The 1422-nt window shown below is 64.1% G+C and carries 1 protein-coding gene; it reads left to right on the forward strand.

Annotated elements, in window-relative coordinates; genetic code table 11:
* Positions 1–120: 120 nt before the first annotated feature.
* Positions 121–1362 (forward strand): integrase core domain-containing protein, encoded by a 1242-nt coding sequence (locus ACPYN9_RS17170; RefSeq protein WP_424468107.1) that lies wholly within the window; start codon positions 121–123, stop codon positions 1360–1362.
* The last annotated feature ends 60 nt before the right edge of the window (positions 1363–1422 follow it).

Genomic DNA, 1422 nt, shown 5'->3' on the forward strand with positions numbered 1-1422 from the left:
TGTCATGTCGCAGGACATCGGTGACAGTTCTGTGTCAGGACATCGGTGACAGTTCCGGGGGTTTTGGTGGTGACACTTCTCGGGCTTCCTGGTGGGTTTGTGGACTGATCGACTCGTGGGATGTCGCCGAATGAGCCTGTTGATGCCCGTGTCCGTCTCGCGATCTGTCGGTGGCCGATGGATGCGCCGCGCGGGTCGGTGACCACGTTCTGTATCGAGCACGGCATCTCGAGGAAAACGTTCTACGCGATCCGGGCCCGCGCCCGCGCGGAGGGGCAGGCCGCGGCGCTTCAGCCGCGGTCACGCCGCCCGAAATCGTCACCAAAGCGAATCCCTGAAGACGTGAAGCGAGAAGCTGTCGCGGTGCGGGCCGCGCTCGAGGAATCAGGGCTCGATCACGGCCCGATCAGCGTTCACGACAAGATGATCGCGCTCGGGATGAACGCGCCCTCGGTAGCAGCGCTCGCTCGCATCTTCCGGGAGATGGGCGTGGCAAGACTCGAGCCGAAGAAGAAGCCTCGCTCGGCGTATCGACGGTTCGTGTATCCGGCTCCGAACGCGTGTTGGCAGCTCGACGCGACTGAGTATGTGCTTACCGGGGGCCGCAAATGCGTGGTCTTCCAGCTCGAGGACGATCACTCCCGACTCGCGATCGCCTCGCACGTGGCGAACAGCGAAACCGCGCTGGATGCGCTTGCCGTGTTCAAGAAGGGCGTCAAAGCGCACGGGGCGCCGCAGCGCCTCCTCACGGACAACGGGCTCGCGATGAACCCTGCTCGTCGAGGCGTGCTGGGACAGCTTGTTCGCTACGCCACCTCGTTGGGCGTCGAGGCGATGACGGGGAAACCCTACAAGCCGAGTACACAGGGCAAGAACGAGCGCTTCCATCAGACCCTGTTTCGCTGGCTCGACAAGCAACCCCTCGCCGCCTCGATCGAGCAACTCCAGGAGCAGGTCGACCGGTTCGATGTCATCTACAACACCGAACGCCCGCACCAGGGGCTCCCGGGACGGATCACCCCGCAGCAAGCATGGGACGCGACCCCGCTCGCAGACCCACCCGTTCCCGACCCTGGCCCCATGACCAACATCGCGGAGCTCCGCGAGGGGGCCACAGGGCACCGCGAAGCGACGGTCCGCAAGAACGGCACCGTTCAGCTCCTCAACATTCGCTGGCAGATCAGTAGCCGCCTCGCCGGGCAGAGGATCCACATCACCTGGGACCCCGCGGGCGTGGTCTTCTCAGCCCAGAACGGCGAACTCATCGCCGAACACCCCTGGCCACCCGAAGGCACCCCCTACGTCTCCAACGGCCTCCCACCAGGACGACGTAAACAACCGCCACCGTCACCGATGTCCTGAGACATCAACTGTCACCAATGTCCTGATACAGAACTGTCACCGATGTCCCGAGACATCACA

It is taken from the genome of Pseudoclavibacter helvolus (assembly GCF_049707175.1).
GTDB classification, from domain to species: domain Bacteria; phylum Actinomycetota; class Actinomycetes; order Actinomycetales; family Microbacteriaceae; genus Pseudoclavibacter; species Pseudoclavibacter helvolus_A.

What these genes read in the sequence shown, in the direction of transcription:
- ACPYN9_RS17170 (WP_424468107.1), top strand. Translation starts at nt 121, where the DNA reads ATGTCGCCGAATGAGCCTGTTGATGCCCGTGTCCGTCTCGCGATCTGT.